Origin of the sequence: Bradyrhizobium embrapense (genome assembly GCF_001189235.2) — a bacterium.
Lineage (GTDB): Bacteria > Pseudomonadota > Alphaproteobacteria > Rhizobiales > Xanthobacteraceae > Bradyrhizobium > Bradyrhizobium embrapense.
Genome location: NZ_LFIP02000010.1, coordinates 180028 through 203522, shown reverse-complemented (window position 1 = coordinate 203522; position 23495 = coordinate 180028). Strand labels below are relative to the sequence as shown.

The 23495-nt window shown below is 64.9% G+C and carries 20 protein-coding genes; 11 read left to right on the top strand and 9 right to left on the bottom strand.

From position 1 onward, the window contains the following. Nucleotides 1–3 precede the first annotated feature (3 nt). Entirely contained in the window at nt 4–975 is a 972-nt protein-coding gene (locus AKN83_RS32250) for a Bug family tripartite tricarboxylate transporter substrate binding protein (RefSeq protein ID WP_050405441.1), read from the bottom strand. Between the two features lie 164 nt (nt 976–1139). On the opposite strand from AKN83_RS32250, the gene AKN83_RS32245 reads away from it, so the two are divergent. Next, nucleotides 1140–1553, top strand: a complete 414-nt coding sequence (locus tag AKN83_RS32245) for a VOC family protein (protein ID WP_050405442.1) — start codon at nt 1140–1142, stop codon at nt 1551–1553. A 204-nt stretch (nt 1554–1757) separates the two neighbouring features. Further along, complete coding sequence (locus tag AKN83_RS32240; protein WP_050405454.1) at nt 1758–3338, top strand: AMP-binding protein; 1581 nt, start codon at nt 1758–1760, stop codon at nt 3336–3338. A gap of 54 nt (nt 3339–3392) precedes the next feature. Here AKN83_RS32240 and AKN83_RS32235 read toward each other — a convergent pair whose 3' ends face one another. The 5 genes from AKN83_RS32235 to AKN83_RS40760 all read right to left on the bottom strand — a co-directional run bounded on the left by AKN83_RS32235 (nt 3393) and on the right by AKN83_RS40760 (nt 9205). Next, on the bottom strand, nt 3393–4682 hold the full coding sequence (locus AKN83_RS32235; protein ID WP_050405443.1) for a cytochrome P450: 1290 nt from the start codon (nt 4680–4682) through the stop codon (nt 3393–3395). A gap of 143 nt (nt 4683–4825) precedes the next feature. Continuing rightward, nucleotides 4826–5923: an HD-GYP domain-containing protein gene (locus AKN83_RS32230; protein WP_050405444.1), complete on the bottom strand. Its 1098-nt coding sequence runs from the start codon at nt 5921–5923 to the stop codon at nt 4826–4828. 297 nt (nt 5924–6220) lie between these two features. Beyond that, nucleotides 6221–8506, bottom strand: coding sequence for a xanthine dehydrogenase family protein molybdopterin-binding subunit (locus AKN83_RS32225; protein ID WP_050405445.1), 2286 nt, complete (start codon nt 8504–8506; stop codon nt 6221–6223). After that, nucleotides 8503–8994, bottom strand: coding sequence for a (2Fe-2S)-binding protein (locus AKN83_RS32220; RefSeq protein ID WP_050405446.1), 492 nt, complete (start codon nt 8992–8994; stop codon nt 8503–8505). The genes AKN83_RS32225 and AKN83_RS32220 overlap by 4 nt, the downstream gene beginning before the upstream one ends. Continuing rightward, a complete protein-coding gene (locus AKN83_RS40760) occupies nt 8942–9205 on the bottom strand; it encodes a hypothetical protein (RefSeq protein ID WP_172803651.1) in 264 nt (87 codons plus the stop codon). Before AKN83_RS40760 ends, AKN83_RS32220 begins: the two co-directional genes overlap by 53 nt. 76 nt (nt 9206–9281) lie before the next feature. Between AKN83_RS40760 and AKN83_RS32215 the strand changes: the two genes are divergently transcribed. The 3 genes from AKN83_RS32215 to AKN83_RS32205 are packed head-to-tail and all read left to right on the top strand — an operon-like array spanning nt 9282 to nt 11124. Further along, a complete protein-coding gene (locus AKN83_RS32215) occupies nt 9282–10070 on the top strand; it encodes an alpha/beta fold hydrolase (protein WP_050405447.1) in 789 nt (262 codons plus the stop codon). Beyond that, nucleotides 10067–10402: a hypothetical protein gene (locus tag AKN83_RS32210; RefSeq protein WP_050405448.1), complete on the top strand. Its 336-nt coding sequence runs from the start codon at nt 10067–10069 to the stop codon at nt 10400–10402. The genes AKN83_RS32215 and AKN83_RS32210 overlap by 4 nt, the downstream gene beginning before the upstream one ends. A gap of 50 nt (nt 10403–10452) precedes the next feature. Further along, nucleotides 10453–11124, top strand: coding sequence for a dienelactone hydrolase family protein (locus AKN83_RS32205; protein ID WP_050405449.1), 672 nt, complete (start codon nt 10453–10455; stop codon nt 11122–11124). A gap of 94 nt (nt 11125–11218) precedes the next feature. On the opposite strand, the gene AKN83_RS32200 is transcribed toward AKN83_RS32205, so the two are convergent. The 3 genes from AKN83_RS32200 to AKN83_RS32190 all read right to left on the bottom strand — a co-directional run bounded on the left by AKN83_RS32200 (nt 11219) and on the right by AKN83_RS32190 (nt 13213). Further along, the gene (locus AKN83_RS32200) at nt 11219–11968 is read right to left on the bottom strand and encodes a polysaccharide biosynthesis/export family protein (RefSeq protein WP_050405450.1); all 750 of its coding nucleotides are present in this window, start codon (nt 11966–11968) and stop codon (nt 11219–11221) included. Nucleotides 11969–12096: 128 nt separating this feature from the next. Then, the gene (msrA, locus tag AKN83_RS32195; RefSeq protein ID WP_050405451.1) at nt 12097–12753 is read right to left on the bottom strand and encodes a peptide-methionine (S)-S-oxide reductase MsrA; all 657 of its coding nucleotides are present in this window, start codon (nt 12751–12753) and stop codon (nt 12097–12099) included. A 142-nt stretch (nt 12754–12895) separates the two neighbouring features. Next, nucleotides 12896–13213 carry a hypothetical protein gene (locus AKN83_RS32190; RefSeq protein WP_050405452.1) on the bottom strand — a complete coding sequence of 106 codons (318 nt, stop codon included), beginning with the start codon at nt 13211–13213 and terminating at the stop codon, nt 12896–12898. A gap of 373 nt (nt 13214–13586) precedes the next feature. On the opposite strand from AKN83_RS32190, the gene rpsT reads away from it, so the two are divergent. From rpsT to murA, 6 genes are all read left to right on the top strand, one after another. Beyond that, a complete protein-coding gene (gene rpsT, locus AKN83_RS32185) occupies nt 13587–13853 on the top strand; it encodes a 30S ribosomal protein S20 (RefSeq protein ID WP_021077661.1) in 267 nt (88 codons plus the stop codon). A gap of 1251 nt (nt 13854–15104) precedes the next feature. After that, nucleotides 15105–16535 carry a chromosomal replication initiator protein DnaA gene (gene dnaA, locus AKN83_RS32180; RefSeq protein WP_050405453.1) on the top strand — a complete coding sequence of 477 codons (1431 nt, stop codon included), beginning with the start codon at nt 15105–15107 and terminating at the stop codon, nt 16533–16535. 281 nt (nt 16536–16816) lie between these two features. Then, nucleotides 16817–17935: a DNA polymerase III subunit beta gene (gene dnaN / locus AKN83_RS32175; RefSeq protein ID WP_063695630.1), complete on the top strand. Its 1119-nt coding sequence runs from the start codon at nt 16817–16819 to the stop codon at nt 17933–17935. 76 nt (nt 17936–18011) lie between these two features. After that, nucleotides 18012–19148 (top strand): DNA replication/repair protein RecF, encoded by a 1137-nt coding sequence (recF, locus tag AKN83_RS32170; RefSeq protein WP_050406231.1) that lies wholly within the window; start codon nt 18012–18014, stop codon nt 19146–19148. A 378-nt stretch (nt 19149–19526) separates the two neighbouring features. Continuing rightward, nucleotides 19527–21962, top strand: coding sequence for a DNA topoisomerase (ATP-hydrolyzing) subunit B (gene gyrB, locus AKN83_RS32165; protein ID WP_063695629.1), 2436 nt, complete (start codon nt 19527–19529; stop codon nt 21960–21962). A 216-nt stretch (nt 21963–22178) separates the two neighbouring features. Further along, nucleotides 22179–23471: a UDP-N-acetylglucosamine 1-carboxyvinyltransferase gene (murA, locus tag AKN83_RS32160; protein ID WP_050406230.1), complete on the top strand. Its 1293-nt coding sequence runs from the start codon at nt 22179–22181 to the stop codon at nt 23469–23471. Nucleotides 23472–23495: the final 24 nt, after the last annotated feature.

Here is a 23495-nt window from a genome sequence, read left to right as displayed (position 1 = left end):
AGGCTACTCGACCTTGAGGCCGGCAAACTCGACCACCTTCTTCCACTTGTCGGTCTCGGCCTTGATGTCGTTGCCGAACGCTTCCGGCGTCTGGATCAGCGAGTCGCCGCCGAGCTCGACCAGGCGCTTCCTCATGTCGGGTTCGGCGAGCACGGCGTTGATCTCGGTGTTGAGCTTGGCGATCAGCTCCTTCGGCGTGTTCTTCGGCGCACCCATCCCGAACAGCGCGCTCGCCTCATAGCCCTTCACGGTCTCGGCGATCGCCGGCACATCAGGCAGTTGCGAGGAGCGCTCCGCGGTCGTCACGCCGAGCGCGCGCAGCGAACCGGAGCGGATGTGCTGGATGATCGACGGCATGTTGTCGAAGATCACCTGCACCTGGCCGCCGAGCATGTCGGTGATCGCAGGCGCGGCGCCGCGATACGGCACGTGCTGCATCTTGCAGCCGGTCATCGACATGAACATCTCGCCGGACAGATGCACCGAGGTGCCGTTGCCGGACGACGCCATGTTCACCTTGCCGGGATTGGCCTTCACGTACTCGATGAACTCGGCGACGTTCTTCGCCGGCACATCCTTGTTGACCGTCATCACGTTCGGCACGCGGTTGAAGGAAGCGACCGGCGCGACGTCGCGCACGAAGTTGAATTTTAGATTGGCGTAGAGCGAGGCGTTGATGTAGTTCGCCGGATTGACCAGCAGCACGGTATAGCCGTCCGGTTCGGCATTGATCGCAGCTTCGGTGCCGATATTGTTGCCGGCGCCCGGCTTGTTCTCGATCACGAATTGCTGGCCGAGCTTCTCCGACAGCCGCTGTCCGATCAGGCGCGCGATGATGTCGGTGGCACCGCCCGGCGGATAGCCCACGATCCAGCGCACCGGCCGCGCCGGATAGTCGGCAGCAGACGCGCGGCCGATCGCGAATGTCGAAATCCCCGACCCGATCAGGCCCAGCGCGGCGCGGCGTGAAATCATGAAGTCTCTCCCGATCCCGCAGGGTTTGACCCCTGCCCGTTTCTGTTGCGTTGCGTGCGCCGCGGTTCTAACAAACAATGTCTAACGCGGCCAGTGCGACACGTGCGACACCGACCGCGACAAAAGACTAAGCTGCAACGCTCCCGGACCGAAGAGGATCGATCATGTCCGTCAAGGTGAATGGGCTCGACCATCTCGTGATCAACGTCACCGATGTCGTGCGCTCGGTTGCCTGGTACAGCAGGATCCTCGGCATGGAGGTGAAGGTGTTCGACCCCGGCAAGGGCAAGACGCCGCGCACCTCGCTGGTGTTCGGCAACCAGAAGATCAATGTGCGCCCGCTCGATGCCGACAAGGTGGAATGGTTCACCGCCGACCATGAGGCCGCCGGCAGCGACGATCTCTGCTTCCTCACGTCGAGCACGCCCGAGGAGGTGGTCGCGCATCTGAAGGCCCACGGCGTCAAGATCGAGGAAGGCCCCGTCGCCAAGCAGGGCGCGCGCGGCACGCTGCGCTCGGTCTATTGCCGCGACCCCGACGGCAGCCTGATCGAGATCTCGTCGTATGAGCGCGATTAGCCTCGTCGTTGCGAGACAACGAACAACGCGAATGCGCGACCGACTGCGCGCGGTTTGACTAGAGCAATCCGTTCCGCGCGACGGAACGCGCTGCTTTAGCACAAGATTGCTCAGCAAATCCCGATTTGCTCTCGGCGCGCGCCGATGGCAGAACTGCTCCCAACCAAGATCAATCGCGGCCGGCAAGGCTGCGCGGGAGGACACATGACCAGTTCGAAAGCAGCGCCGGGCATCGTCGGACCGTTTGCGGGGCTCGACGTGCCGTGGCTGCTCAGGATGCGCGCCGAGGTGCGCCGCGATCATCCATTCCTGATCTGGGCGCCGTTCGATGCGCCGGCGCGGCGCTGGAGCTACGGCGAATTCCATGAGCGCGTCGGCGCGCTCGCGGCGGGCCTCGCCAGGCGCGGCATCAAGCAGGGCGACCATGTCCTGATCCATCTCGACAACTGCGTCGAGGCGATCATGGCGTGGTTCGCCTGTCTCGAGCTCGGCGCGATCGCCGTCACCACCAACACCCGCTCGGCTGCGGCCGAGATCGAATATTTCGCCGGCCATTGCGGCGCGGTCGCCGCGATCACCCAGCCGGCTTATGCCCAACTGATATCCGCCAACTGCAAGGGGCTGCGCTGGATCGCGGTGACCTCGCACGACGCGGGGCAGGCGCCGGCGCAGCTACCTGCGCGCTCCGACAGCTTTGACGCGCTGTTCGCCGACAGCGCCGACCGGCCGAAGCGCCCGATCGATCCGCTCGCGCCGTGCAGCGTGCAGTACACTTCCGGCACTACGTCGCGGCCGAAGGCGGTGCTATGGACGCATGCGAATGCACTGTGGGGCGCCAAGATCAACGCCGCCCATCAGGATCTGCACGCCTTTGACGTGCACCAGACCTATCTGCCGCTGTTCCACACCAACGCGCTGGCCTATTCGATGCTGGCGAGCCTGTGGGTCGGGGCGACCTGCGTGATCCAGCCGCGCTTCTCGGCGAGCCGCTTCTGGCCGGTGGCGCTCGAGCACGGCGCGACCTGGACCTCGACGATCCCGTTCTGCATGAAGGCGCTGCTGGAGCACGAGGTTCCTAAGAACCACAAGTTCCGACTCTGGGGCACCGCCGTGAACGAGCCCCCGGCGTTCGCCGTGTTCGGCATCAAGATCATCGGCTGGTGGGGCATGACCGAAACCATCACCCACGGCATCATCGGCGAGGTCGACCAGCCCAACACGCCGATGTCGATCGGCCGCGCCGCACCCGAATACGAAATCCGCATCATCAACGATGACGGCGCGCCGACCGGCGTCGGCGAGACCGGCAATCTGCTGATCAAGGGCATTCCCGGCCTGTCGTTGTTCGCCGAATATCTGCACAACGAGAAGGCGACGCGCGAAAGCTTTGACGAGCACGGCTATTTCATCACCGGCGACCGCGTCACGATGCTGGAGCGCGGCTACCTCAGGTTCGGCGATCGCTCCAAGGACATGCTCAAGGTCGGCGGCGAGAACGTCGCGGCCTCCGAGATCGAGCAGGTGATCGCGGTGGTGCCGGGCGTGCGCGAAGCCGCCGTGGTGGCGAAGAAGCACCCGATGCTGGACGAGGTTCCGGTCGTCTTCATCATCCCGCAAACCGGCGTCGCGGCGCTGCCCGCCGACCTGCACGACAAGATCATGACCGCCTGCCGCTCCGCGCTCGCCGACTTCAAGGTGCCGCGCGAGATCCGCTTCGTCGACGAGATGCCGCGCTCGACGCTGGAGAAGGTCGCGAAGGCGGAGTTGCGGAAGATGCTGGAGTGACGACTCGCCTCGTCATTGCGAGGAGCGAAGCGACGAAGCAATGACGGCCAAACCTCAATTCACCTCGAACCGGATCGGCAGTTTCTTTGGGCCATTGACAAAATAAGCCTGCGTCATCTTCACCTCGCCGTCGAGCGACAGCGATTTCAGGTGCGGCAGCAGCTCCTCGAACAGAATCCGCATCTCGAGCTTGGCGAGATACTGCCCGAGACACAGATGCGCGCCATAGCCGAATGCGACGTGGCGATTGGGCTTGCGGTCGCTGCGGAAGCGATCGGGGTCCTCGAACACCTCCTCGTCACGGTTGCCCGAGGCGTAACACAGCATCAGCCAGTCGCCCTTGGCGATCTTGCGGCCGCCGAGCTCGGTATCCGCGGTGGCCGAGCGCATGAAATGCTTGACCGGCGTCATCCAGCGGATCGCCTCGTCGACCAGGCCCGGTATCAATTCCGGGTTGGCCTTCACCTTGGCGAATTCGGCCGGGTCCCTCGCCAGCGCCCAGATCGCGCCCGCGGTCGAGGATGAGGTGGTGTCGTGGCCCGCGGTCGCGACGATCATGTAATAGCTGGTCTGATCGTGCTCCGGCATGTAGTCGCCGCCGATCTTCGCGTTCGCAATCACGGTCGCGAGATCGTCGCGCGGATTCTGGCGGCGTTCCTCGGTGATCTTGCGGAAGTAGGCGGAGAAGTCGGCGACGATCGCCTGCAACATCACGGAGACCTGCTCGGCACTCAGCGCGTCGCGGACCCGTGCGGTGTCGGGATCCTGCGGGCCGAACAGCTCCTGCGTCAGCTTGAGCATGCGCGGCTCGTCCGCTTCGGGCACGCCGAGGATCTCCATGATGACGTGCAGGGGATAGCCGAGCGCGACGTCCTCGACGAAATCGCAGGCGCCGCCGCGGTCGAGCATGCGCCGCACGGTGGCGCGCGCGATCTCGCGGACGCGCCCCTCGAACTTGCCGAGATTGGCCGGCATGAACCAGCCCTGAGTCAACGCGCGGTATTTCGGATGGTCGGGCGCATCCATCTGCACCAGCGAACGCACCAGATTGGGGCCGCCGGTGATCTTGCGCACGCGCTCCTCGAGCGCCCGGTTGGTCAGCGTGGTCGGCCGGTCGGCATTGTGGAACAGCTCGTTCTGCCGGCTGATGGCCTGGATATGGGCGTGCTTGGTCACCACCCAGAACGGATCGAACTTCTCGGGCCGCGCGATGCCGAGCGGGTTGTTGGCGCGCAGCCAGCGATAGCTGCCGTGGATGCGGTCGTCGGCATAGGCGACGGGATCGACGAGGGTTTCCGCGATAATGGCAGGGATGTCGAAATCCCCGGTCGTTGCCGTGTCCATGATCGTCCTCACCTGCCCAAGCACCGGTCGCTCGCCGATGATCGCCGAAATCTAGGCGGAGGTATGGAGGACGACTTGCGTTGATTGGCTAACGCCGCGCCGCACGCGCTATTGCCCGGAGTGGCGGAGCAATGACGACGGGCTCAATAATGCCCGAACGCCACCGGGCGGAACGCCTGCAGCAATTGCTGGTCGAGCTTGCCGCCCATCTCCTCCATCATGGAGAACGCCTTGGCGTGAGTGAATTGCAGCCGGTAGGCGCGCTTCTCGACCAGCGCGGCATAGACGTCGACGATCGTGGTGACGCGGACGATGTCGCTGATCTGGTTGCCGCTGAGCCCGTTCGGATAGCCGGTGCCGTCGAGGAATTCGTGATGATGCAGGATCACGTCGAGCATTTCCGGCGGGAAGCCGCCTTGCGCCGACAGCGCCTCGTAGCCGCGGCGCGGATGCTCGCGCATCTCGGCCATCTCCTCCACCGTGAACGCGCCAGGCTTGTCGAGCAGCGCGACCGGAACGAAAGCCTTGCCGACGTCGTGCAGCAGCGCAGCGCGCGCGAGCCGGCGCTGGTCGTCGTCGCGCATGCCGAGATGCTGCGCGAACGCCACCGCAAAGCCGGTCACGAACAGACAATGGCGATAGGTCTCCTGGTGATGGCAGCCGACCGTGGTCAGCCATTCACGCAGCGAGTTGTGCTTGATCGCCTTGAGGATCTTGTTTTCGGCGGCAACGATGTCCTCGAACTTCAGCGGCTCGCCCGCGCGCATCCGCTCGAACATCTTGACCATCACGCCATGCGCGGCCTCGACGCCGCGGTTGAGCGCCTTGCCGCGGTCGGTCTCGTCATAGCCGCTGTTGTCGGGAAACGCCGCACGGATGCGCTGCAGGATGCCGCGCGCGTCGAACGGCCGCGAGATCGTGTCGGTGGCGCCGAGCGCCCAGGCCTGCATCGAGGCGTGATGCAGCGCATCCGCCAGCACGAACAGCCGCGGCATCTCGCGATAGGCATCGGCCTGCAGCTTGGCGCGGACCATCTGCACGGCTTCGGGCGAGCGCAGATTGATGTCGACCACGATGCCGGAGAGGTCGCGGGCCGGCTGCTCGGGAATGTCCCAGGTCGGAACGGTATCGACTTCACCCACCGAGCGCAGGATGCTGGCGAGTTCGTTGCTCTGATCGCTTCGATCTGACGCCAGCAGCAGGCGGCGCTTCGAAGTCTGGTTGTTGGCCAAGGCTGTCATGAAATCCCCGTCGCGGTATCGACCGACGCCAGGACGCTAGCTGACGATGCGTTCCCTCCGGCTTAATGGGCATGCTGAACGGCGGTTGAGTGCAATGGGTACAATTTGAGCGACCGCCAAAATCCGCCAGCAAAATCAGGCCAACTGAAAATACCTGCGGGCGGCTGCAGCGCCGGCCAGTCGTGAATTTTTGCAGCGCTAAGGGCGTCGATGCCGCCCCCACGCGGCCAACGCCCGGAGCAAACAGAAACGCCGGAGAGCGGTCAAGCTCTCCGGCGTCGTCATTGGTTCAGGCCGTTACGCCTTCATCGCAGCCTTGACGGCCTCCGCGGTGATCGGCAGGCCGCGGACGCGGGCGCCGACCGCGTTGAAGACGGCGTTGCCGATCGCCGGCGCCACCACCGTCACCGCGGGCTCGCCGACGCCGGTCGCCTTCTCGCCATTGGCGATGACGTTGACCGCGACTTCCGGCAGCTGGCTCATCCGAAGCGGCGTGTAGCTGTCGAAATTGGTCTGCTCGATGCCGCCGTCCTTCAACGTCGCCTTCTCGAACAGCGCCAGTGACATGCCCCACAGCGCCGCGCCCTCGACCTGGGCCCGGATGCCGTCGGGATTCACCTGCGTACCAACGTCGGTCGCAACCGTCAGCTTCTTCACCGTCACCTCGCCCGAGGGGGCGACGGCGACGTGGGCGACGCAGGCGGTCCAGCTCGCCGTGGCGCGCTCCTGCGACGACACGCAGGCAACGCCCATGCCTTCGCCCTTCGGCAGCTTCTTGGTGCCGTAGCCGGCAAGACCCATCGCCGCGAGCAAGGTGTTACGGAGACGCTGCGCGCCGCCGTCGTTCTTGCCCTTGCCGTCTAGCAGCTCGACGCGAAGCTGGGCCGGGTCCTTGCCGGTCGCATGCGCGATCTCGTCGACCATGCTTTCGACCGCCCAGAACGTCCAGCCCGGCGCCACCGAACGGAGCTGACCCGACGGGGTGGCGTTGTGCGCCATCTCGTTCTTGATCGCCCGCACATAGTGGTTGGGGACGGTGTAGAAGAAGTCCGAACCGTTCACCGTGAACGCATCGAGCGGTCCCTTCTTGTCGACCGAGGGCGACAGGAAGTCGGGGATGCCCCAACGCTGGGTCGGCCAGGCCGAGACCACGTCGTGGCTCAATGCGACGAGCTTGCCGTCGCCGTCCACGCCGGCCTTTACTTTCTGGTAGGTCAACGGACGCGAGAAATCCATCGTCATGTCGTTCTCGCGCGTGTAGATGACCTTGACCGGCTTGCCGACGGCCTTGGCCGCCTGCACCGCGGGCACCATCATGTCGGCGTCGAGACGCCGGCCGAAGCCGCCGCCCAGCCACATCTGATGCATCACCACGAACTTCGGATCGATTCCGGCGGCGCCGGCGGCGATCGCGCCGGACCGGGTCGCGAACTGGTTGCCGGAATAGATGTGCAGGATGTCGCCCTTGAACTCCGCGGTGGCGTTCATCGGCTCCATCGGCGCGTGGATGTTGATGTTGGTGGTGTATTCCGCCTCCAACACCTTGGCCGCCGCGCCGAAGGCGGCGTTCGGATCGCCGTCCTTGACGAAGAACTCGCCGGAATCACTCAAGCCCTGCAGCCGCTTGGCTTCAGCGAACAGCGCATCGCTCGACAGCTTGGCGTTCGGGCCGCCGTCATAGCTGATCTTCAGCGCCTCGGCCGCCTTCTTGGCCTGCGCATAGGTGTTGGCGACCGCGACGACCCAGCCGGTCGTGGTCGTGGTCTTGTCGTCCAGGGTGACGGCCTTGATGAAGCCCGGCACCTTCTTGGCCGCGCTATCGTCCACCGACTTCACGGTGGCGCCGTAGCGGATCGGCGGGGTGACCAAAGCGCCATAGACCATGCCCGGCAGCATCACGTCGATGCCGTACTTGGCCGTGCCGTTGACCTTCAACGGAATGTCGAGCTGCGGCACCGAGACGCCGATCATGGTGTACTGGTCGGGCGACTTCAGCTTGATCGCCTTCAGATCATCCGCAGTGAAAGTCTTGGTCGCCTTGCCGCTCTTCACGACGTCGGCAAAGGACATCGACTTCTTCGACTTCGGATGGCTGATCGTCGACGCGCGCACCACCAGCTCGCTGGCCGGCACGCCCATGGAGGCTGCCGCCGCCTCGGTCAATGCGATGCGCCCGGCGGCGCCGGCGCGGCTCATGGCGTCGAAGTTCATCATCGTCGACCAGCTGCCGCCGGTGATCTGCGCGCCCAGCACGGGATCGTTGAACTTCGGATCGTTGGAGGCGAGCTGGACCCGCATGTCCTTCCAGCTCGCGCCGAGCTCTTCGGCCACGATCTGCGCCATCGTCGAGGCGACGTGCTGGCCCATGTCGGCCTTGCCGCAGGTCACGGTGACGAGACCATCGGGCGCGATCGAGTACCAGACGCTCGGCTCGAAATTGGCGGGCGCGGGCGCCGCGAGCGCATGATCGACGCCGGACGCGGCGTAGCCGAGCACGAGGCCGGTTGCAGCGGTGCCGACCAGGAAGGAACGGCGGCTGAGGTCGGTCGTCTCAGGAGCGAGGTTTGTCACGTGCTTGTTCATGTGGCCCTCCGCTCGGATCCGGTGGCCGATGCGGTGCGCATGTCGGACGCAGCGCGCATGATCGCCTTCTGGATTCGTGAATAGGTCATGCAACGGCAGAGATTGCCGTCCATATGCGCGACCACTTCTTCCTTCGTCGGGTTGGTGTTCTTCGACAGCAGCGCTGCCGCCTGCATGATCTGGCCGGACTGGCAGTAGCCGCATTGCGGCACCTGCTCGGCGACCCAGGCCTTCTGCAAGGGATGTTCGCCCTTGGCGGAGAGGCCTTCGATGGTGGTGATCTTCTTGCCGACGGCGTCGGCGAGCGAGGTCTGGCAGGACCGCACCGCTTCGCCGTTGAGGTGAACCGTGCAGGCGCCACAGAGACCGGCGCCGCAACCGAATTTGGTGCCCGTCATCTGCAATTGCTCGCGGATGACCCAAAGCAGCGGCGTGTCACTGGCCGCTTCGACGGACATATTCCGCCCGTTGATATTGAGATTTGGCATCTCTCTCCCCTTCCGGTGTCGGAAGCCGCTTACGGCGGCAACTCACTGTTGGGTCATGGCTGTCGCCCACCGGGTAAGCGACAGTTGCCGAAACAATGATCCGGTTCCCGGCTGGAGGCAATCCAATTTGGAATTGCTCGAAAAGAATAAATTGCGGAGACTGCCGGTTGTGCGATGCGGCAATGGCATGAAGCTTTTGAAATGCCAGCATTGATGCCGTATCGATCACTCCTACCAAGGTCGGGTGCGCTGCCGGACCTGACATCGACAACAGAAGGAGCCCGTCAATGGCCAAGCTCAACCGCAGCGGCGTCGATATCTATTACGAGATTCACGGCAGCGGCCCACCCCTGATCCTCGCCCACGGCTACTCGTCGACCTCTGCGATGTGGCGGGGCCAGATCGAGGCGCTGTCGAAGCGGCACAGGCTGATTCTGTGGGACATGCGCGGACACGGCCAGTCCGACTATCCCGATGATCCGGATGCTTATAGTGAAGCCCTGACCGTGGGCGACATCGCCGCCCTGCTCGACGCCGCCGGCGCCGACAAGGCGATCGTTGGTGGCCTTTCGCTCGGCGGCTACATGTCGCTTGCCTTCCACCGCGCCCATCCGGAGCGGGTGCGCGCGCTCTTGATCATCGACACCGGCCCGGGATTCAAGAAAGACGACGCCCGCGAGGTCTGGAACAAACGCGCCCGCGACACCGGCGATCGGTTCGATCGCGAAGGGCTCGACGTGCTGAAGTCGGCGAGTGCCGAGCGCGCGTCGGTCACGCATCGCAACGCCCGCGGCCTCGCGCTCGCCGCGCGCGGCATGCTGGCGCAACGCGATGCGCGGGTGATCGAGTCGTTGCCGGGGATCAAGGTGCCGTCGCTGGTTGTGGTCGGCGCCGACGACACGCCGTTCCTGGCGGCGTCCGACTACATGGCGGCGAAGATCCCTGGCGCACAGAAGGCGGTGATTCCGAACGCCGGCCATGCCGTCAACATCGACCAGCCGCAGGCCTTCATCGCCGCCGTGCTGCCGTTCCTCGATAGCCTTGAAACCGGCGCGCCGGGAAAGGCTGCCTCATGAAGACGATTGTCGCCGCCTTGTTGCTGACCGCCGCAGCAACGGAAGCAAGCGCGCAGAAGCAGCCGTTCGTAACGGCCCCGTCTACCTTCACCGCGACGCTGTCGAATAACACGCCGCTGGTGTTCGGCATGGGCGTCGACGACGCGCAGCGCGCACTCGGCACGCCGCTCGCCTATGTCAGCGGCCGGCCCGGCAACGAGATCTTCCTGACCTTCCGCGACCTCGGCGGCAGCGGGCTGTTCCCGCACCATGACCGTCTCTTCCTGCAATTTCGCAAACACCGGCTGACCGGCTGGAAGGCCGACTGGGGCGAGAACTGGATGTGGCGCTAACCCTCATCATCGAAAGCTTCATGCAACCCCCAACATGACAAGGATGGACCATGGGACAAGACATCAAACTGAAAGCGTCGGACGGATTTGAATTCGGTGCCTATCGCGCCGATCCCACCAGTGCGCCGAAGGGCGCGATCGTCGTGATCCAGGAGATCTTCGGCGTCAACCATCACATCCGCTCGGTCTGTGACCGGCTGGCGGAGGAAGGCTATGTCGCGGTTGCGCCGTCGATCTTCGACCGCATCACGCCGAACTTCCAGAGCGGCTATTCCCCCGATGAAGTGGCCGAGGCCCGGAAGTTCGTCGCCAATCCGGACTTCGCCGCGATGCTGCGCGACAGCCAGGCGGCGATCGACGCGGTCAAGTCGATCGGGCCGGTCGGCATCATCGGCTTCTGCCTCGGCGGCAGCATCGCCTATGCGGCTGCAACCAAGCTGACCGGGCTCTCGGCCGCGATCGGCTATTACGGCGGCGCCATCATCCGCTTCGCCGACGACAAGCCGGCGGTGCCGACGCAGCTGCATTTCGGCGAGAAGGATGCCGGCATTCCCTTGAGCGATGTCGAGACCATCAAGTCGAAGCGACCCGAGGTCGAGGTCTTCATCTATCCCGGCGCGCAGCACGGCTTCCATTGCGACGAGCGCGCCAGCTACGACAAGGCGAGCGCCGACATCGCCTGGCCGCGCAGCATGGAGTTTTTTGGAAAGCATTTGCGCTGACCGTCATTGCCGGGCTTGACCCGGCAATCCATCATCTTCGTGCGGACTCTTCGTAGATGGATGCGCAGTCGAGTCCGCCCATGACGAGCGGTGGTCAGAACCAGCGCTCGCTGACGAACACCGTATCGCCCGGACTCATCGGCGTGCCCAGCGGCACCACGAAGCGGCCGGCGCCGGAGGGATCCGTGTGGGTCAATGTCACGCTGTCGCGGCGGGCGCGCGGCGAGAAGCCGCCGGCGATCGCGACCGCGCTTTCGACGGTCATGTTCGGCACGTAGGGATATTGGCCGGGAGCCTGGACCTCGCCGAGGATGAAGAACGGCCGGTAGGATTCGATCTCGACCGCGACCGAAGGCTCGCGGATGAAGCCGTTGCGCAGCCGCGCCGAGATTTCACCGGCGAGCCCGGCCGGCGTGCGGCCGCGTGCCGGCACCGAGCCGATCAGCGGCATGGTGATCGCGCCGGCGGCGTCGATCGCATAGGAGTTGGTCAGGCCTTCCTGGCCGTAGACCACGACGCGGAGCTTGTCGCCCGGGCCGAGATAATAAGAGTTGTCGTAACCGGCGGGCCCACCGGAGGCGGCGGCATAAACCACCGGGGCGGGGCCCGGCGCGGGATAACCATAACCAGGAGACGTGCTGGCGAAGGCGGAGCGCAATGCGCTGATCGCACCACCGCCGCCTGCATCGGCAACCGGGGCGGGTGCGTAGGCCGGGCCATAGGTCACGGCGTCGACGCCTTGCGGGCCGACGGCGACCGGACCCGACGTGCTCATGCAGCCAGACAGCGCGAGCGCAGCCACAACGGCAGTGATCGGCAATCGTAACGCGTGTGCAACCGGCACCGGACCTATCCCTCAACGGCGAGACAGGCCCAGTCTTGCACCACTTATGGTTAATAAAGGGTTTTCGAGCACCGAGCGGGGAGCCGGGAAGCCCGCCTCCCCCTCGATTTAGCGCATGACCAGGGCGATCAGGCGGTGACGCCGACGCCGATCGGGCAGGACACGCCGGTGCCGCCGAGCCCGCAATAGCCCGCCGGATTCTTGGCGAGGTATTGCTGATGGTAGTCCTCGGCGAAGTAGAATTCGCCGGCCGGAGCCACTTCGGTCGTGATCGCGCCGAGGCCCTTGGCGGCCAGCGCTTTCTGATACATCGCCTGCGACGCATCGGCGGCTTTGCGCTGCGCGTCGCTGAACGTGTAGATCGCGGAACGATACTGTGTGCCGATGTCGTTGCCCTGGCGCATGCCCTGCGTCGGGTTGTGGTTCTCCCAGAACGTCTTCAGCAGCTTCTCGTAAGAGACCTTCTTCGGATCGAACACGACAAGCACGACCTCGGTGTGGCCGGTGCGTCCCGAGCAGACCTCTTCATAGGTCGGGTTCGGCGTGTGGCCGCCGGCATAGCCGACCGCCGTGGTGTAGATCCCGTCGCCGAGTTCCCAGAACTTCCGTTCCGCGCCCCAGAAGCAGCCGAGCCCGAACACCGCCTGCTCGAGGCCTTGCGGATAGGGCGGCGTCAATTTGCTGCCATTCACGAAATGGGTTGTCGCGGTCGGGATCGGCGTCGCGCGGCCTGGCAGCGCCTCGGCGGCGCTCGGCAACGCGGTGGTCTTGCGCATGAACAACATGGATACCTCCAGGCGGGACATCGGACGACGCGGGCTGCGGCCTGCGGGCCGGCCGTCACCTATATATGTCCTTACGCGGATGATGGCAGCCCCGTTACTGAACGGCTGCAGCGAAGACAAGCTCAAGCGGGCCGCTGCCTGTTCAGTCGCGTGCGTAGCCGATCAGCGGCTTGCGCGGCCGGAACAGGATCATCAGCAGGATGCCGGCAATGCCGAGCACCGCGAACACCGGCTGCTCCAGCAGCACGCGGATCACGCTGTTCCAGAGCCAGGGCGCGAAGCGATCCACCCAGGCATGGAACGCCTGCTGGCTCGACTGGTGGATATCGTTCCAGAACTGGCCGAATTGGGTGAACCGCAGGCTCTGGTCGGCGACGTAGCGGGCCCCGTCATAGACCATGAAGATGAAACTGCCGGCCAGCAGCAGAAGGCCGATCAGGCGGAAAAAGCCGCGGATCATGCGTCACCATAACTCCCTGTCGCGCCCCACGCGTCGTCAGGCCTTACCGGGCGGCCCCCGGAAATTCAACCTCTTCAGCGGCTTATCCGGCCCTCGTGAGGCCGATTTCGGGCCGTTTTTCGGTCCCGAAAGCGTTGACGGTTAAGCCTGCGCCATCTATAAGACCGGCCGATGGCGGCGGGCGCAATCCTGCCGCCGCTGTTCTTTGGACAGTGCCGCATGCGGGGGCAGCATTATGCGCCTTGGCATGGCCGCCTCAAGGACACCCAAGAAATCCACCTTGGACAAATAGCATCAGAGTAGAGATTTGAACCGGCCGGTGCGCGCAAGCCCGACCACCGAGCGATCACCGCCGAAGGACAGTTAGAGAACCATGGCCAACACCACCTCCGCCAAGAAGGCGACCCGCAAGATTGCCCGCCGCACCATCGTCAACAAGTCGCGTCGCACGCAGATGCGTGGCGCGGTGCGCACCGTCGAGGAAGCGATCAAGAGCGGCGACCGCGAGGCGGCACTCAAGGCGATGCGCAAGGCCGAGCCCGAACTGATGAAGGCAGCGCAGCGCAACATCATTCACAAGAACCTCGCGAGCCGGAAGGTGTCGCGCCTTACGCAGAGCATCGCCAAGCTCGCCAAGTGAGGCGACCAAGCGAGCTCAGCGAGTAACGCTCGCGCGCGTGAGTTGACTGAGGAACAGATTTGTCACGAAGCCCGGCTTGCGCCGGGCTTTTTGTTTTGGTCTCGCATTTTGTCGTGGAAGTTTCACAACGCGAGAAGAGCAGGCGTTGCCGTGCAACGAACTGCGTGTCATGTTTCGTCCGCGTCCGTAGTTCTACCGGCTCAATATGCTTAACGCGCCGCACTCGCGCACAGATTGTTCTGCGCTAAGCTAGGTAGATGGAATAATACGCGAACATCTCGCGTTGAAAATTGCGAAGCGGGGTTACCCTGCAAAAGTAATCGCGAAAAATGACGTCTCGCGAATTACTTATGCACATAGCGCCGAACAGCGATTGGAAAAATGACCGGCGCGAGACCGAATGTAAATTTTCTATGAAAAATTTTTGGTATTGCACCGTCGTTTGTGACACGCGTGAATCTGTGCGCTGATTCAAAACCTTGCTTTCGCAGCTCTGTGTCGGCAACACCGCAACAGTCGCGAAGAGTCTCGATCCCCGTCGAATCCACGGATTGTCAGAAAATACGCTTGGTGTATCTATTTGTTGTTCGCGACGCCCACGGCTCTGCAGATCAGCGCGGTTTGAGAACCAAGGGCGGACGCACAAATCGGCGGCGGTGTGTGCGTTAGCGACGCTTTCCAAGCGAAGCTGGATTGACGGCTCATAGCGATATGGGGACGGTCGACCTGTGTCTAAATATCTCCGGCGATGCCCCGGTAAATTGGGGGATCGAACAAGAGAGACCAGGACGTCAGTCGGAATCCGGCAGCGGGAACGCGGCGCGAGCGAACGGGTTGACGACGACACGCGGCGGCGAAGCGCCGGGCATCTCGGTGTTCGGTAGCGGCAGTTCGCATTTGAAGACACCAGCAAGCTGACAACTTGCCGCGATACGTCGCGGCGGGAGGGGGAGGAGTTATGCCTTACGGGATCATCACTGCAGTCGAACCAACGACAGCTGAAGTGCAGCTCTCCAGTGGTGCCGTAATCAACTCCTCGGACGTCGGCCCTTACCCGCAGGCGCCGTCGAGTACGCGCTGACCTCGCGGGACGCATCTTCTCCAAACAGCTGACCTGTCGCGTGGCGCATGGCCGCCACACGGGAGAGCTTTGTCCGGAGCAGATCGCGCCCGCTAGAGGTCGCGTCGTGGCAGGAAACCTGCGCGGCGCTTTCGCAACAATTATCTCTCAGACTTGGAAGTACGAAGGCAATGACGAACACGGAACAGGATCGCTGGTCGCGGGTGAAGGGACGTTTGCGGACGAGCGTCGGCGAGGACGTTTACACGAGCTGGTTTGCACGGATGGATCTGGAGAGCGTGCACAATGAGAGCGTGCATCTGTCGGTTCCGACCCGGTTCCTCAAGAGCTGGATCCAGGCGCATTACGCCGAACGCGTGCTCTCCTGCTGGCAGGCCGAGATGCCCGAAGTGCATCGCATCGATCTCACCGTGCGCTCGGCCATCCGCGCGACGGCTCCGGTGAAGGAAGCGGCCGCGCCGGCCGAAGTGCGCCGTGTCGAGCGCCATGACGGCCGTCCCGCGCCTGAACTGCGCTCGTTCGCGACCGCGCCGGTGTCCGCGAGCCATGACGCGCTCGGCGGCTCGCCGCTCGATCCGCGCCTGACCTTTGCAAGCTTCGTCGTCGGTCGTTCCAACACGCTGGCCCATGCGGCTGCGCGCCAGGTCGCGGAAGGTCGCCGCGGCGACCCCGTGATGTTCAACCCACTCTACATCCATGCCGGCGTCGGCCTCGGCAAGACGCATCTGCTGCAGGCCGTGACCTGGGCCGGCAATTCCGGCGGCGAGCGCAAGGTGCTGTATCTCACCGCCGAGAAGTTCATGTACGGCTTCGTCGCGGCGCTGAAGACGCAGACGGCGCTGGCGTTCAAGGAGGCGCTGCGCGGCATCGACGTGCTGGTGATCGACGACCTGCAGTTCCTGCAGGGCAAGTCGACGCAGGCCGAGTTCTGCCACACGCTGAACGCGCTGATCGATGCCGGCCGTCAGGTCGTGATCGCGGCCGACCGTCCGCCGTCCGACCTCGAAAGCCTCGACGACCGCGTGCGCTCGCGGCTGGCCGGTGGCCTCGTGGTCGAGATGGGCTCGCTCGGCGAGGAACTGCGGCTCGGCATCCTGAAGTCGCGCGTCGCCGCGGCCCGCGCCCACCACGCAAGCTTCGACGTGCCGGAGGAAGTGCTCGACTATCTGGCGCGCACCATCACCCACAATGGCCGCGACCTCGAAGGCGCGATCAACCGCCTGCTGGCGCACTCCAAGCTCAACAACCAGCCGGTGACGCTGGAGATGGCCGAGCGCGAGGTGCGCGACCTGATCCGCCCGCAGGAGCCGAAGCGGATCAAGATCGAGGACATCCAGCGCGTCGTCGCCCGGCAGTACAATGTCAGCCGCTCCGACCTCCTGTCGTCCCGCCGCACCGCCAACGTGGTGCGTCCGCGCCAGGTTGCGATGTACCTGGCCAAGACGCTGACCCTGCGCTCGCTGCCGGAGATCGGCCGGCGCTTCGGCGGCCGCGACCACACCACGGTGTTGCACGCGGTGCGCAAGATTGAGGCACTGGTCGCCAAGGACACGACGCTGTCCGAGGAAGTCGAATCGCTGAAGCGGCAATTGCAGGAATGAGACTGCAGGAATACGGCCTGCCTCATCCGGCCGGATCGGCCCATAGCCCTTCCCTTTATCGAGAGGGGAGGGCTAAACTTTTTTCCGACCCAAAACGTGGGGAACGGGGCCCGTTTCGCGCCCGTATCTCTTGCACCGGCCGCCCATCCGCGCCACCTTGCGGTCCCCCCGTGGGTTTGATCAAATCCGGTATTGATCCGGCTTATCGGGTTTCCAATGCCGCGGTGCTGCCCTGAACGGCCGCCCGGCTTTTCCATCTGAGGGATCTGGCGGGTATTGCAATGAAGGTCACCGTCGAGCGCGCGCAACTCCTGAAATCGCTGGGTCACGTTCACCGCGTGGTCGAGCGCCGCAACACCATCCCGATCCTCGGCAACGTGCTGATCCGCGCCGAGGGCGCCAAATTGTCGCTGAAGGCGACCGACCTCGATCTCGAGGTGACGGAGACGCTGCCGGCGGAGACCGGAACCGCCGGCTCGACCACGGTGCCCGCGCACATGTTCTATGACATCGTCCGCAAGCTGCCCGACGGCTCGCAGATCGTGCTGGAGGCCGATGGCGACCGCTCGGTGCTCGCGGTGCGCGCCGGCCGCTCGCGCTTCACGTTGCAGACGCTGCCCGAGAGCGATTTCCCGGGCCTTGCCGCCGGCGACATGACGCATTCGTTCTCGCTGCCGGCCTCCGACATCAAGCGGCTGATCGACCGCACCCAGTTTGCGATCTCGACCGAAGAGACCCGCTATTACCTCAACGGCATCTATCTGCACGCTGCCGGCAGCGCCAAGGCGGCGACCCTGCGCGGGGTTGCGACCGACGGTCATCGTCTGGCCCAGATCGACCTCCCGCTGCCCAAGGGCGCGACTGGCATGCCCGGCGTGATCGTGCCGCGCAAGACGGTCGGCGAGGTACAGCGGCTGATCGAGGGCGACGACGCCGAGATCTCGATCGAGCTGTCGGACGGCAAGATCCGCTTCACGCTCGGTAATGTGGTGCTGACCTCGAAACTGATCGACGGCACCTTTCCGGACTATGGCCGCGTCATTCCGCAGAACAACGACAAGGAACTGGTGGTCGACAAGAAGGATTTCGAGGCCGCCGTCGACCGCGTTTCGACCATTTCCAGCGAACGCGGCCGCGCCGTGAAGCTGGCTTTGTCCCCAGGCAAGCTGGTGCTCTCGGTCACCAACCCGGATTCCGGCAGCGCCACCGAAGAGCTCGAGGTCGAGTACGCCTCCGACGCGCTCGATATCGGCTTCAACTCGCGCTATCTGCTCGACATCGCCGCCCAGATCGAGGGCGAGGTCGCGGTGCTGAAGCTCGCCGATCCCGGCTCGCCGACCCTGGTGCAGGACCGCGACAGCAAGGGCGCGCTCTACGTGCTGATGCCGATGCGGGTGTGACGCTACTTCTCTTGGCGCACATCAGCACTAGATTGCGTCGTGGCTGGGCACGACTGCCCGGCAATGACGAGCTGAGATGACCCCGTCCCGCATTCATCGCCTGTCGCTGACGCATTTCCGCAACTATCGGGCGGCGACGCTGCAGGTCGCGGGCGACATGGTGGTGCTGGTCGGGCCGAACGGCGCCGGCAAGACCAATTGCATGGAGGCGGTCTCGTTCCTGTCACCGGGCCGCGGGCTGCGCCGTGCGACCCTGGAGGACATCGCCGACAATCAGGGCGACGGCTCCTGGGCGGTCTCGGCGGAAGTCGAGGGCGCGCTCGGCCTCGCCACGCTCGGCACCGGCATCGATCCCCCGACCGGCGAGGCGAGCAACAGCCGGCGCTGCCGCATCGACCGAGAACCGGTGGGGTCCGCAACCGCGTTCGGCGACCATCTGCGCATCGTGTGGCTGACGCCGGCGATGGACGGCCTGTTCATGGGTGCGGCGTCGGAGCGGCGGCGCTTCTTCGACCGCCTGGTGCTGGCGATCGATTCCGAGCATTCCAGCCGGGTCTCGGCGCTGGAGCGCTCGCTGCGCTCGCGCAACCGGCTGCTCGAGGTCCGCAACTACGACGACCATTGGTGTGATGCGATCGAGCGCGAGACCGCGGAGCTTGCGGTCGCGGTCGCCGCATCGCGCGGCCAGACCGCCGCCAAGCTCGCCGTGATGCTGCATGAGCGCGGCGCGGCGTCGGCCTTCCCGTCCGCCGAGATCATGCTCGACGGCTGGATGGAGAATGCGCTGCTGCAGGAGCCCGCAACGGCGGTGGAGGACCGCTACCGCGAGATCCTGCGCGCCAGCCGTCCCCGCGACGCCGCCGCCGGGCGCACGCTCGACGGCCCGCATCTGACCGATCTGCAAGTGGTCTACGCGCCGAAGAACATGCCGGCGCGCGATGCCTCGACCGGCGAGCAGAAGGCGCTGTTGATCGGGCTGGTGCTGGCGCATGCCACGATGGTCGCGGAGATGACCGGCATCGTGCCGCTGCTGCTGCTCGACGAGGTCGTCGCCCATCTCGATCCCAACCGGCGCAAGGCGCTGTTCGAGGAGCTCGCCAGGCTCGGCGCGCAGGTCTGGATGACCGGCGCCGATCCTGCCGCCTTCGTCGATATCGGCCCGACGGGGGAGATTTTCGACGTCGAATCCGGCCGCGCCACGCGGCGCGGCTAATTGGGGCAATCTGAAGCGATGGCGCCGTTGCGGAGCGCATCGGCAAAATATCGAAAACAACCCCATGCACAGTAGCCGGCGACGGCCGGTCGGGAGAAGCGAGCCTCCCAATCCGCTCCAATTCAGCCTGGTCCCATGATGTTTCCGGCGATGCAGAATCGGCCTCGATGGGAGCTCGGAATCCGCCCTCGAAAGGGGCTTTTCAGAGCCTCCCGAATCGGCCTTTGAAGACCTTGAAAAAGGCCTAAAAAATCCTATTTATTCAATAGTTTGTAGACGGAGACTTTGCGCTAGGCGCAACTCGTCTTTCATGGCACAAATAGCGGAATCAGCGCCTCATTTTGTGCAGCTGATTCGGGACATCCTCGAAGGCCTCACATGACTGAACCTGCCCGGCAGACCCCTGCCGAATCTGAGCATCCCATTCCTGCTGAATATGGTGCGGAATCGATCCGGGTGCTGAAGGGCCTCGACGCTGTCCGCAAGCGGCCCGGCATGTATATCGGCGACACCGATGACGGGTCCGGCCTGCATCACATGGTCTACGAGGTCGTCGACAACGCGATCGACGAGGCGCTGGCGGGCCATGCGAGCCGCGTCCTGGTCACCCTCAACGCCGACAATTCCGTCACCGTCTACGACGACGGCCGCGGCATTCCGGTCGACATCCACAAGGGCGAAGGCGTCTCGGCGGCCGAGGTCATCATGACCCAGCTGCACGCCGGCGGAAAATTCGACCAGAATTCCTACAAGGTCTCCGGCGGTCTGCACGGCGTCGGCGTCTCCGTCGTCAATGCGCTCTCGAGCAAGCTCGAGCTGCGCATCTGGCGCGACGACAAGGAACACTACATCGAATTCGCGCACGGCGATGCCGTGGCGCCGCTCAAGGTGGTCGGCGATGCCCCGGGCAAACGCGGCACCGAGGTCACCTTCCTCGCCTCGACCGAAACCTTCAAGAACGTCGAATATGATTTTGCGACGCTCGAGCACCGGCTGCGCGAGCTCGCCTTCCTCAACTCCGGCGTCCATATCGTGCTCTCAGACATGCGTCACGCGGTCGAGAAGCGCGAGGAGATGCACTATTCCGGCGGTGTCGAGGAATTCGTCAAATATCTCGACCGCAACAAGAAGGCGATCGTGCCGGCGCCGATCATGGTGCGCTCGGAAGCCAATGGCATCGGCGTCGAGGCCGCGCTGTGGTGGAACGACAGCTACCACGAGAACGTGCTTTGCTTCACCAACAACATCCCGCAGCGCGACGGCGGCACCCATCTGGCCGGCTTCCGCGGCGCGCTGACGCGCCAGGTCAACGGCTACGCCGAGGCCAATGCGAAGAAGGAAAAGATCGCGCTGACCGGCGACGATTGCCGCGAAGGCCTCACCGCGGTGCTGTCGGTGAAGGTGCCCGATCCGAAATTCTCGTCGCAGACCAAGGACAAGCTGGTGTCCTCGGAGGTTCGACCGGTGGTCGAGAACGTCCTCAACGAGGCGCTCGCCGCGTGGTTCGAGGAGAATCCGAAGGAAGCCAAGGAAATCGTCGGCAAGGTGATCCAGGCCGCCGCAGCCCGCGAGGCCGCGCGCAAGGCACGCGAGCTGACCCGCAAGAACCCGCTCAGCGTCTCCTCGCTGCCCGGCAAGCTCGCCGACTGCCAAGAGAAGGATCCGGCCAAGTCCGAACTGTTCATCGTCGAGGGCGACTCGGCAGGCGGCAGCGCCAAGCAGGGCCGCAACCGCGAATTCCAGGCGGTGCTGCCGCTGCGCGGCAAGATCCTCAATGTCGAGCGCGTGCGCCCCGACAAGATGCTGTCGTCGGAGCAGATCGGCACGCTGATCACCGCGCTCGGCACCGGCATCAGCGACGATTTCTCGGTCGACAAGCTGCGCTATCACAAGATCATCGTGATGACCGACGCCGACGTCGACGGCGCCCATATCCGCACGCTGCTGCTGACCTTCTTCTATCGCCAGATGCGCTCGATCATCGATGGCGGCTATCTCTATATCGCCCAGCCGCCGCTCTATAAGGTCTCGCGCGGCAAGTCCGAGCAATATCTGAAGGACGAGCGCGCGCTGGAGGACTATCTGATCTCGACCGGGCTCGACGAATGCGTCTTCAAGCCGGCCTCAGGCGAAGACCGATCGGGCCGTGACCTGCTGTCGCTGGTCGAAGACGCGCGGGTGATCCGCTCTGTGCTGCGCAATTTGCACAGCCGCTACAATCGCGCGGTGATCGAGCAGGCCGCGATCGCGGGCGTGCTGAGCCCGAGGATCACCGGCGAGGTCGCCACCGCCAACTCGGCGGCCGAGTACATCGCCAAACGGCTGGACGCCGTGGCCGAAGAGGTCGAGCGCGGCTGGGTCGGCACCTTCACGGAGGGCCAGGGCTTCCACTTCGAGCGCACCGTGCGCGGTGTCAAGGAAGTGGCCGTGATCGACGACGCGTTTCTCGGCTCGGCCGATGCACGCAAGCTCGACGAATATGCGACCAGGCTGCAGGAGATCTACGTGCGGGCGGGCAAGCTCCGGCGCAAGGACGCCGAGCAGATCATCCATGGTCCGGTCGACCTGTTCGAGGCGGTGACCGACGCCGCCCGCAAGGGCATCTCGCTGCAGCGCTACAAAGGTCTCGGCGAGATGAATCCGGAGCAGCTGTGGGAGACCACGCTGGACACCGAGGCGCGCTCGCTGCTCCAGGTGAAGGTCAAGGAGGTCGACGAGGCCGACGACATCTTCACCAAGCTGATGGGCGACGTGGTCGAACCGCGCCGCGATTTCATCCAGGAAAACTCGCTGAGCGCCACCATCGACATCTGAGGATCGCGGCCGGCCGGCTTGCGGCTGCCGGCGCGATGGCTTGGCGAACATGACGTCTCCGTGACCGCGCGATCCGCCCGGCCGCACTGCTACCTTTCGGGTGGAAGCTACGCCGGGAGTTGTGTTACGGTGCCGGGCAGCCATTGATTCCGTTACGGAATTCGCGTGGCCAAGTTCGAATCCAAATCTGGATGATGCGTTTAGGGGACATTCCGCGTGCCGCCGATCCAATACATCGTCGAAGGCGGCCGCCGCCTTTCGGGCACCATCGAGCCGTCGGGCAACAAGAACTCTGCGCTGCCGATCATCGCAGCCGCCCTGCTCACCGAGCACCCGGTCACGCTGACCAACGTGCCGCGCATTCGCGACACCGAGACGCTGGTCGAGCTGTGCCGTTCGGTCGGCGCCAGCGCCGAATGGACCGAGCGCAATACGCTGCAGATCCATGCCAAGGAGATTCGCGCCGCCGATCTCGATCCGGCGCTCTGCGCGCGCATCCGCGCCTCGATCCTGCTGGCGGGTCCGCTGCTCGCCCGCTGCGGCGAGGTCGCGCTGCCGCCGCCCGGCGGCGACGTGATCGGCCGCCGCCGGCTCGACACGCATTTTCTGGCCTTCGAGCAGCTCGGCGCGACGGTCACTGCGACGCACCGGCTGGAATTCCGCGCCTCGCGCCTGAAGGGCGCCGACGTGTTCCTCGACGAGCCCAGCGTCACCGCGACGGAGAACGCGCTGGTCGCCGCCGTCGCTGCCCGCGGCACCACCTATCTGCGCAACGCGGCGTCCGAGCCGCATGTGCAGGACCTCGCCAATTTCCTGGTCGCGCTCGGCGCCAGGATCGAGGGCGTCGGCACCAACACCATCATCGTGCACGGCCAGGCGACGCTCGGCGGCACGAGTTTCGCGATCCAGCCCGACCATATCGAGGTCGGATCGCTGATCGGGCTCGCCGCGGTGACCCGGTCGCCGCTGCGCATCGCGCGCGCCGGCGTCGAGCATCTGCGCTCGATCCGGATGGGCTTTGAGCGGCTCGGCATCGTCTGCGGCATCGAGGGCGACGACCTCGTCGTGCCGTCGAACCAGACCATGAAGATCCAGGACGATTTCGGCGGCCATGTGCCGAAGCTCGAGGACCAGCCCTGGCCGGCCTTCCCGGCGGACCTGATGTCGATCGCAATCGTCACTGCGACGCAGTGCGACGGCATCATCCTGATGCATGAGAAGATGTTCGAGTCGCGGATGTTCTTCGTCGACAATCTGATCGCGATGGGTGGCCGGATCGTACTGTGTGACCCGCACCGCGCGATCGTGGCAGGTCCCAGCCGCCTGCGCGGCGCGCCGATGAACTCGCCCGACATCCGCGCCGGCATGGCGATGCTGCTCGCCGCGGTGTGCGCCAACGGCACCTCCACCATCAACAATGCCGACCAGATCGAGCGCGGCTATGAGCGGATCGACGAACGGCTCAACGCGCTCGGCGCCAAGATCAAGCGGATACCCGCGCGATCGTGATCCGCGTCTAACCCGCGCTGGGAT